The sequence below is a fragment of the Pseudoalteromonas sp. TB51 genome (assembly GCF_000498055.1).
Taxonomy (GTDB): Bacteria; Pseudomonadota; Gammaproteobacteria; order Enterobacterales; family Alteromonadaceae; genus Pseudoalteromonas; species Pseudoalteromonas atlantica.
In genome coordinates, this window is record NZ_AUTO01000019.1 from 1 (window position 1) to 8,890 (window position 8,890).

Consider the following 8,890-nt stretch of genomic DNA (forward strand, 5'->3'; position numbering starts at 1 on the left):
TCTTGAATCGTTGCCTGCATTTGCGTAGCCGCAGTGGCAACCATATCCGCTTCGTGTAACTGCTCTTGCATGCCTGAACTTGTTGCAGAGGTACTTTCAGATAAGTGCTCTGTTGCCACATTTAACGTATTAAGCGCGGTATTCACTTCGTTTATGAGGTTTTTAAAATCGCCTATTAAACTATTAAAGTCCGAGGTCATAATGGTAACTTCGTCATTACCTGTTTGCTCTATCATTACGCTTAAATCATTATTACGGCGTATGTCGTTTATGGTGTGATACACCCGCTCAATAGGCACAATAATTGAGTGGCTAGTAAAGTACACCAACGCCAACACTATAATGCCCGAAATAACAAATACAACGATGGCAATAAACTGCGCTTGGTCAACGCTTTTCTCAACTTCCAGCTTGGTTGACTCAACAATTTGACCAACAACCTGATCGCTTTTTTCTACGTTAATACGCATAACGCCTAGTGCACCAGAGTCTAAATCTAGCCCTAACTGCGTTTGTGCCTTTACAAGATTTTGAAAAGCACTTTGATACGTATCTATTAAAGGGCTTATTTGCGACTTATAACTACTTTGTAAATCAGCTTGGGTAATTTTTTGTTTAAACGTACTAATAAGTTCGTTAAAGCGAGTTAAGTATTTTGCATCAAAGCGCAGCATAAAATCTTTCTCAGCGCGTCGCAGCTGTAGCATTGCCGATAAAAGCTCAAAGTTATCTTGCTCTTTTAATAGCACCTCAACTTCGTGCACTGCATTTCTGAGCTTGCCATATAACCCATCTTTAGGGTTTAAACCTATCTGTTGCTGTAACCTAACAACCTCTGAAAAATTGTTATTGTAGTTAGTAATAAGCGTATGAAAATGCTCAATTTGCGCTGTGGTAATGCCCTGCTGTTGCATTACCTCCTGCAGCTTTTTGATTTTAGTGCTTAGCTGTTTAAAATCCTTATCAAATGATGTAAGTGCTTCCTGCTGCTTGTAAAAAAGAAAGTTTTTTTCATGCTTTCTAAGCTCTAGTGCATGTACGTTGAGCTCTTCTGCAAGCTGAATTGTTTTATTCAGATTGAGTGTTACGCGTGACTCATAAATTATCACACACAACAAAATGACCATTGCCAGACCGACTACCACTGCATTAAGTTGCAAACGCCTTTTAATGGTTAAGTTTTGTAAAAAATTCATTGAAAACACCTATATTTAATATGCACTAATAGTGTAGTACGTTCTGGCGCTTTACATTAAGTTTTTTATTAACTTTTTATACATATAACTCATGCTTTTAGATTAACATTCCCCCATAAATCTTTATGCAATGAGTGAGTGTCATGCCACTGTTTATTAAGTAGCCATTTAACCAAAGGGGCAGGATCACTGGGAAAATTAATTTGTTTGTTTTGCGGGGCACTATTCCAATCATCCAGCGCTTGCGGGTTTAAATAATTCATAACATGGGCCATTTTCATCGCCCGCAATGTTTGTGCATTTGCATCTTGTTCAAACTGACCATCAAGAGGTTTAAGTAATAACTTTTTCCCAAGCTTTAAGGCCTCACTTGCCAGCTCAAAGCCTGCATTACCAATTACGCCACTGGTATTTGCTAAGTCGTTTAAAAACCCCGCTCGTGAAGGAGTGCGCAAATGAATATGCCCAAGGGATTTATCCTGCGCGTGCGGGTGGTAACAGTAAAACTCTTTTTCTGGAAAGTCCTTTAAATAATCAATAATGTTGTCGAGGTTCTCAAAGGGTAAATACACCAGCACTTTATTCATAACGGCGACAGGATTGCCATGGTTATGGTTTGCAATAAAGGGCGGTATAATATTATCTGCAAAGGGCTGCCAATGTACGCCTAAATAGGTGCTTGCTGGCGCGTAGTGCTTAATGAGAGATTTTCTAAATAAACCACGGCCAAACATAGGCACGCTATTAGATAAAAAAGCCGCCTGGTGACTAATACCGACTACAGGCACGCCTGCGCGCTTTGCTGCCCAAGCTGAAATAGGCTCAAAGTCATTTAAGACAAAATCATATTTTTTTACATTAAATGATTTTATATCGTTAACTAACTTACACACTCGGGCATTTTTTAATGTTTGATAGCTTTTTACTTGGCCGTTTTTAGTGCTAAACGATAACCCCCGAAAGGTTTTGTAATCAGTAAAGTCCTGCATATCAAAGTAGTCTTTTTCTGGACGTCCTGAAAAAACGTAATCTACATCTACACCTAACTCTTTAAAACAACTTGCCATAACACGGGCGCGCGTAATGTGGCCATTACCTGTGCCTTGTATGCCGTATAATATCTTCATACAGGCACCACCAAAGCCAGCGCAAATAGACCACATGAACTGCCAATAACAGCGCCAATTATTATATCTGCCGGAAAATGTACGCCTAATACTACGCGAGAAACCGCCACCCCCGATGCCCAACTAAACCAAAGCCACGCATACTCTGCAAAAAAGTGACTCAATATTACTGCAACTAAAAATGCTGCTGCACTGTGTCCCGAAGGCAAACTAAATTTGTCACTAGGCACAATATACGCATTACTGACTAAGCAATCACAGGGGCGGATTCGGCCAAAGCTACGTTTTGCTAAAAAATAAATAGGCCTTTCAATTGCGAACCCTAGTAACACCGATATTGGCAATAACTGATGCTGCTCATTGGTACTTAGCCACCAAACAGCGCCACACATAAGTAAATATAAACCACCATTACCACTTTTAGATAAACCAAGCGCAGCCGTCTTCAGCCATTTGGGTGAATTATAATTAAACAGAGTTAAAAAGAGTTGTTCATCCATTTGAGCCATTTTTTTAAGCACGTTATTGTCGTTCATTATTTACCCTTAGCTGCACAATATCTAACCATAGTTAAAGCTTAGTGGCAGAAAATAACAATTGAGTGACGCTTTTAAGACACTATTGTTGCCATTTCTAATTTCGGCATTTTTTGAATAAATTTACTGCTATTAAGTCGTTGTTATTGCATATAAGGAGGGTATACTGAGGGTAACTTATGTACCCTTTGAGGATAAAATAATGGATTACAGCACTTCTGACTTATGTGACTTTTTTGCCGATGTGGTTGACGTGCTTGAACCGATGTTCATCAACTTTGGTGGTCGACACACGTTTGGCGGCCGAATTAAAACGGTTAAATGTTTTGAAAATAATGAACTGATCCGTGAAATACTCTCACAAGACGGTACTGATCAAGTACTACTTATCGATGGTGGTGGCTCAACACGACGCGCCCTTATCGACATTGAACTTGCAGAGCTTGCGCTTGATAACAACTGGAACGGCATTATTGTATTTGGTGCTGTGCGTCATGTAGATGAGTTAGAAGAAATTGATTTAGGTATTCAAGCGATTGCATCAATTCCTGTTGCCGCCGACAGCGAAGGCGCTGGTGAAGATGGTATTGGCGTTAACTTTGCTGGTGTGTCGTTTTTTGATGACGATTTTATCTATGCAGATAGTACTGGCATTGTATTATCAGCAGAAGAACTTGAACTAGAAGTTATCGAAGAATAAAGTAATAAGCAGTGCTCAACAGAGCACTGCTTATGCCACCACGAATAATTTTTGCTGCTCAATACGGATTCAACACAGTGCACCCTACCTTAAAAGTGTATGATGAAAACGCCGTTAAACCCTACTGCTCCACACGCGTTAACGAAACAAAAACCTGGCAGTCTGTTGCCCTATTAGACACCCATGTAAATGTACAACAAGCCCTTAACGATGCAGCGCAATTTGGTATTCGCTACGTATTAATTGGTATATGTGAAGATATAGGCCCTCGCGCTAATTTAGGCAATGGCGGCTCACATCAAGCTTGGCCCGCTTTTTTACAATACTTTTTGAACCAACCAGTTAACCAGTTTAACGCGACCCAGCAGGTATTGCTGTTAGGCGAAATTGACGTTGATGATGTAATGGTGCAAGCCCAAGGCTTAAATAACCAGCATGCTGAAGAGCTGGCTCAACTACGTAAACTATGCGCAACAATAGATGAGCGAGTAGAGGCGGTATTAACACTTATATTTAATGCGGGCCTTGAGCCTATTATTATCGGCGGTGGGCACAATAATAGCTTTGGCATACTCAGTGCTTTAAGCAAACATAGTGGGGCTTCAGTTAACGCTATAAATTTTGATCCCCATGCAGATTTACGGCCTTGCGAAGGTCGCCACAGCGGCAATGGTTTTAGCTATGCTTTGAGGAACAATGCATTGCAGCAATATCATATTATTGGCCTGCATGAGCAAAAAAATAACCAAGCCATTTTTGACTTAATCGCGCAAAATCAATGTAGTTTTCACAGCTATCAAGCTATTAATATACGCCGAGAAATATCACTAACCAATGCCGTACAACACGCCTTAGCAGCGTTTAATAATGCGCCACTTGGTATTGAACTCGACTTAGACAGTATTTCATTTTTACCGGCCAGCGCGTATACATGCTGCGGCTTTAGCGTTAGTGATGCTGAGCATTATGTGTATTTAACAGCAAAACACAGCACTGCCCGCTACCTACATTTGTGTGAAGCTGCACCGCTAAATCACCCTGCTGGGTTAACAGCAGGTATGCAAAGCTGTGGGCAAATTATTAGTGCATTAGTTAATGCCTACTTACATGCAAAAACGTGTTAATTGTAATTAGCTTAATTAATCGCTGCATTTTTTAAGGCCACCAAATTACCTTACTGGCTTAGCTAATAATGGTGAGTTAATTGAGCTTACTATTGGCAGGTGTATAACTCACTTTTGCACGCTATAGGCTTATAAGTGAGTAATTCTATCGCAGCGAATTGCTGAATTTTCCTTACAAAATAATTATTGCAGCTTGGCAAAACTTATTGAGTTTGGTGAGCCTGCCACTGCTTTAGCCAACTCATTAAGCCAATGCTGCTTAACGGGTGGCCAAAATAATAACCTTGTGCTGCGTGCGCTTTTAAACTTTTTACAAACTTTAATTGGTCTAAGGTTTCAACGCCCTCAAAAATAACCTTGGTATTTTGTTGGTTATGCATTTCAACCATACCGCCTACTAGGCTGCGAATATTATTTTGATTGCTAAAATCTGCAGTAAGCGATGGCGCCACCTTAATGTATTCAACAGCTAGATTTGGCAGCTTAGAAAGAACAATAGGGTTATCGCCTAGCCCATCAACGCATATCTTTAAACCTATATTATTTAATCGGGCAATCATCGCACGGCCCTTATTATCTAAATCTGTGAATATATGCAGCGGGCATTCAACAATTAAATCTCCGTGCTGTAAGTTGTGCTCACTCACCACACTATCTACAAACTCAACAAACTCTTCGTTAAGCATTTCGGGGCCAAATAAGTTAATGCTCAGCGGTATAGCAATTCCCTCTATACGCAACGCCATGGCAAGCTCTGCGGCCCGCTCTATAACAAATTTAGCCAGTGGGTAAGCTAAACCCGCAATGTGAATATCATCAATAAATCGGTGGGCAGATAAGATACCTTGTTGAGGGTGCTGCCAACGCAACAGGAGTTCTAAAAACTCAATTTGGCCGTCGTCATTGCGGATAATAGGCTGAAAATAAAGTTCAAGCTCGCTTACAAAATCAATATTAGCCAGCTCTTTTAAACGGGCTTGCTGCTCAAGTTGCTCAACCATCATTTGTTGATGGTACACAACCACAGCTTTTTTAGGCTGACTATCAAGGGCTAAGTATGCACACGATACTAAGTTATCAAAGTTAGCGTCTTGCTCATCGCAATTAACGTAACTCGCCCTTGCTTTTACCTCTACGGTACAATTAGCAACGTTAAACGGCTTAAGTGTTGCGCCAATAATTTGCTCAATGATGTGTTCATGGCTATGTTTGTGCACAGCTAAGCTGCAAATAAAGGCAAAGTTAAGACCCCCTAAATGCGCCAATTTTTCTTGGCCACCTAAATCAATCACGTTGTCGTTATTTAGTAAGTCTTTTATTCTGTTGGCCGATTGAGCCAACAACAAATCACCAAAATCTCTGCCTATGTGCTGATTAACTTGCTCAAACCCTTCTAGACGAACAATCACCAGTGCTGCTTCTAGCTGTTTTTCTTTACACCAGCTGTAATAGCCTTGGCGTAACTGCTGTTTATCTGCAAATGCAGCAAGAGGAGAGTCATCTTGGTACGGCTCAGGCTCATTAATGTTATGCGAATCTTCAACTTTGGGCTCTTCTTCCTCGCTCATTAGCCCTACAACCGCTAGCAGAATAATAGCCACCACCACCCAAAATAGGGGCACATCCATGAGTAAATGCGCTGAAAACAACACTACAAATAACAACCCTGAAACGGCGCTTGTGATAATCATGCTCCAACTATTACGCTCAAACGCTTGCCATAAATGAAAGCAAAAACCAAAAGCGAGCAAGATTGCTAACCAAGCAGCCCCGCTACTTAAAATGGCTAAACCGACAGCGCCTGTACATAAGTAACTAAATTTAATACTGGTATTTTTAACCGCAAATAATGTAGCGACCATCGCCATTAACAGCGCGCCGCTAAAAAATATTGGAAAGTTACTGTCAGTCAAAATACTCAAGCTTACGCCACTCCATTAGCAATAAAATTTAATAAAAGCATGTTAAATATGGACAAAAATAATACAAACTAATTAATTCTACCCAAAATCCATAGATTTAACAGTTTATTTACGCCAAATTGGTAACTTAATTGTGAAGGGTGACTTATTTGCCAATGCGCAATATCAGCCCTTGCCCCAACCTTTAATACGCCTCTGTCTTTTAAACCTAGTGCCTGCGCTGCATTGCGGGTTACTCCTGCAAGGGCCTGCTCAGGGGTGAGCCTAAATAAAGTACATGCCATGTTCATCATTAATTGCACAGAACATAAAGGCGAGGTTCCTGGGTTAAAGTCACTGGCAATAGCAATAGGCACATTGTATTTTTGCAGCAAATCGATGGGAGGAAGCTGTGTTTCTCGTAAAAAATAAAAAGCCCCAGGTAATAAAACAGCCACAGTGCCAACCTCTGCCATGGCTTTTACGCCGTTTTCATCAAGGTACTCAATATGATCAGCTGAAAGACCTTTATACCCAGCCACCAGCTGTGCGCCCTGCTGATTAGAAAGCTGCTCAGCATGACATTTTACCGGCAAGTTATGCTTTGTCGCTGCATCAAACACTTGTTTTGTTTGTGCAAGACTAAAGCCTACATTTTCACAAAATACATCTACAGCATCGGCAAGGTTATTAGCCACTACCTGCTCAAGCATCTGCGTACATACTAAATCTATGTATTCATCTGCACGGCCTTTGTATTCAGGGGGTAGCGCATGTGCACCTAAAAACGTGGTTTTAATATCAATAGGATGATGCTCATTAAGCAAACGCGCCACTTCTAAAATTTTTATTTCGTTTTCAACATCAAGCCCGTATCCCGACTTTATCTCAGCAGTCGTTACGCCCTCGGCAAGTAAAGTGTTTAAGCGATCTTTTGCATCAACAAATAACTGCTCATGATCTGCCGCGCGAGTGGCCTTAACGGTACTGGCTATACCGCCACCTTGTGCAGCTATTTGTTCATAGCTTACACCTTGTAAGCGCTGCTCAAATTCCTCAGCTCGGGAGCCTGCAAATATTAAATGTGTATGGCAATCAATAAGCCCAGGTGTTAACCATTGCCCTTTAATACTTAATGTGGGGGTAGCAAAGGCATCAAAACTGGGTAAGTTTGATTGCTCACCTAACCATACAATTTCGCCGTTTTTAATCGCCAGTGCCGCATTTTCTATAGCCCCATAAGGTGCATCTATTGTGCTATCCATGGTTGCTATGTTGGCATCAGTTAATAATAAGTCGAGATCTTCTAAGGTGTAACCCGTTGTTTTATTTTGCATACTTAGCTCCCTAACGTGCTTAAAATACAGTCTAACAATACACCTTGTATATACAAGATAATTATGCCATCTTTATTAAATAGTTTATTTTAAGTACAGCTAATAATAGTAATGACCACACCTAAATTTGCACAAATAAAACAATTTATTGTCGATAAAATAAAAAATGGCGCATGGCAAGAAAACCAACGTGTCCCTTCAGAAAACGAGCTTAGCAGCCAATTTTCTGTAAGCCGTATGACCGCACGACGTGCACTGAGCGAATTAACAGATGCCGGTATTTTAACGCGCAGCCAAGGGTTAGGTACGTTTGTAGCAAGTTTTAAATCGCAGTCGTCACTACTTGAAATTAAAAACATAGCCGATGAAGTAAAAGAACGTAACGGGCAATACAGCTGTAGTGTGCAAGTGCTTGAATCAATCAATGCGGTAGCACCCATAGCTATTGCGCTTGGCGTTGAAGTAGATAACGTGGTGTATCGCAGTGTGCTTGTACACAATGAGAACGACAAACCACTGCAAGTAGAAGAGCGATTTGTAAACCCAGCTTTAGCCGCGGGTTATTTACAACAAGACTTTAGCGCCCTCACCCCGCATGAATACTTATCGAGCGTAGCGCCGCTCACACAAGCGCGCCACACAGTCGAAGCGGTTATGCCCAACTCGCAAATGTGCCAATGGCTTAACCTGTATAACGAAGAGCCCTGCTTACAGGTTATTCGTCGTACTTGGTCTACAAAAGGCATAGTGAGCTTTGCTCGCTTAGTATCACCGGGCAGTAAATACCGTTTGGGCGGGCACTTAACATTTAAAAAATAATAACAACGTAACGCTCAAGGGCGTTTTTTGTAGCTGACCATCTTGTATATACAACAGGAGAAATTCATGAACAACCGGCTCGACACACACCGAGAAATCCGCGCGCCTCATGGCGATAAAATTAGCGCTAAAAGTTGGCAAACAGAAGCC

8 protein-coding genes are annotated in these 8,890 nt (G+C 41.1%); 3 read left to right on the forward strand and 5 right to left on the reverse strand.

Features of this window, described 5'->3' with window-relative positions:
* The 3 genes from L650_RS0100475 to L650_RS0100485 form a co-directional block, all read right to left on the reverse strand.
* Positions 1-1,196, reverse strand: a 1,196-nt coding sequence (locus tag L650_RS0100475; RefSeq protein WP_029771742.1) for a HAMP domain-containing protein, incomplete at its 3' end; no start/stop codon positions are given.
* A gap of 89 nt (positions 1,197-1,285) precedes the next feature.
* Positions 1,286-2,323: an MJ1255/VC2487 family glycosyltransferase gene (locus tag L650_RS0100480; RefSeq protein WP_029771743.1), complete on the reverse strand. Its 1,038-nt coding sequence runs from the start codon at positions 2,321-2,323 to the stop codon at positions 1,286-1,288.
* On the reverse strand, positions 2,320-2,859 hold the full coding sequence (locus L650_RS0100485; RefSeq protein WP_029771744.1) for a phosphatase PAP2 family protein: 540 nt from the start codon (positions 2,857-2,859) through the stop codon (positions 2,320-2,322). Before L650_RS0100485 ends, L650_RS0100480 begins: the two co-directional genes overlap by 4 nt.
* 202 nt (positions 2,860-3,061) lie before the next feature.
* Here L650_RS0100485 and rraA point away from each other — a divergent pair, with 202 nt between their 5' ends.
* Complete coding sequence (gene rraA / locus L650_RS0100490; RefSeq protein ID WP_004589330.1) at positions 3,062-3,559, forward strand: ribonuclease E activity regulator RraA; 498 nt, start codon at positions 3,062-3,064, stop codon at positions 3,557-3,559.
* Between the two features lie 32 nt (positions 3,560-3,591).
* A complete protein-coding gene (locus L650_RS0100495) occupies positions 3,592-4,683 on the forward strand; it encodes a formimidoylglutamase (protein ID WP_085065388.1) in 1,092 nt (363 codons plus the stop codon).
* A 203-nt stretch (positions 4,684-4,886) separates the two neighbouring features.
* On the opposite strand, the gene L650_RS0100500 is transcribed toward L650_RS0100495, so the two are convergent.
* Both L650_RS0100500 and hutI read right to left on the reverse strand, forming a co-directional pair.
* Positions 4,887-6,551: a GGDEF domain-containing phosphodiesterase gene (locus L650_RS0100500; RefSeq protein WP_029771746.1), complete on the reverse strand. Its 1,665-nt coding sequence runs from the start codon at positions 6,549-6,551 to the stop codon at positions 4,887-4,889.
* Between the two features lie 122 nt (positions 6,552-6,673).
* Entirely contained in the window at positions 6,674-7,921 is a 1,248-nt protein-coding gene (gene hutI, locus L650_RS0100505) for an imidazolonepropionase (RefSeq protein WP_029771747.1), read from the reverse strand.
* Positions 7,922-8,032: 111 nt separating this feature from the next.
* On the opposite strand from hutI, the gene hutC reads away from it, so the two are divergent.
* On the forward strand, positions 8,033-8,740 hold the full coding sequence (hutC, locus tag L650_RS0100510) for a histidine utilization repressor (protein WP_029771749.1): 708 nt from the start codon (positions 8,033-8,035) through the stop codon (positions 8,738-8,740).
* Positions 8,741-8,890 lie beyond the last annotated feature (150 nt).